The organism is Streptomyces carpinensis (assembly GCF_002154505.1).
Lineage (GTDB): Bacteria > Actinomycetota > Actinomycetes > Streptomycetales > Streptomycetaceae > Streptomyces > Streptomyces carpinensis.
Map to the genome: position 1 here is coordinate 1 of NZ_MUBM01000563.1, position 502 is coordinate 502.

General features: G+C 67.9%; 1 protein-coding gene. It reads right to left on the reverse strand.

All coding sequences use genetic code 11. The features are described from left to right. A partial coding sequence (locus BZY54_RS46090; protein ID WP_279634767.1) for a CorA family divalent cation transporter occupies window positions 1-468 on the reverse strand: 468 nt, incomplete at its 3' end. Between the last annotated feature and the right edge of the window lie 34 nt (window positions 469-502).

Genomic DNA, 502 nt, shown 5'->3' on the forward strand with positions numbered 1-502 from the left:
CACGTCCAGGTAGTGGTCGACGACCGAGTCGGCTATCGCGTACAGCACCGCCGTCGGACCCTTGCCGAGCATCTCGGGCTCCTGCTCGAGACGGCGCCGTACGACGGCCAGCCCGTCACCCTCACCGTGGCGGACCGTCACCACGAACGAGTCACCCAGGAAGATCATGATCTCGCCGGTCGAGACGGCGTCGCTGCGCGGCTCGTACATCACCGGTTTCAGCACCACGAACAGCGAGTCGTCGTAGATCTCCAGCTTGGGCCGCTGATGGGCCTTAAGGGCGTCCTCGACCGCCAGCGGATGGAGTGCGAACTCCTCGCTGACCAGGTCGAACTCCTCGGCGCTCGGCTCGTGCAGCCCCATCCACACGAAGCCCCCGGCCGTCCGCGCCTCGGCCAGGGCGTCGGAGAAGTCCCTCGCACCCTCCGCGCGGTGCCCGTCACGGTAGATGCCACAGTCGACGATCACAGAGTGTGTTCTCCCTTCGCCCGGCGGCCGCCGG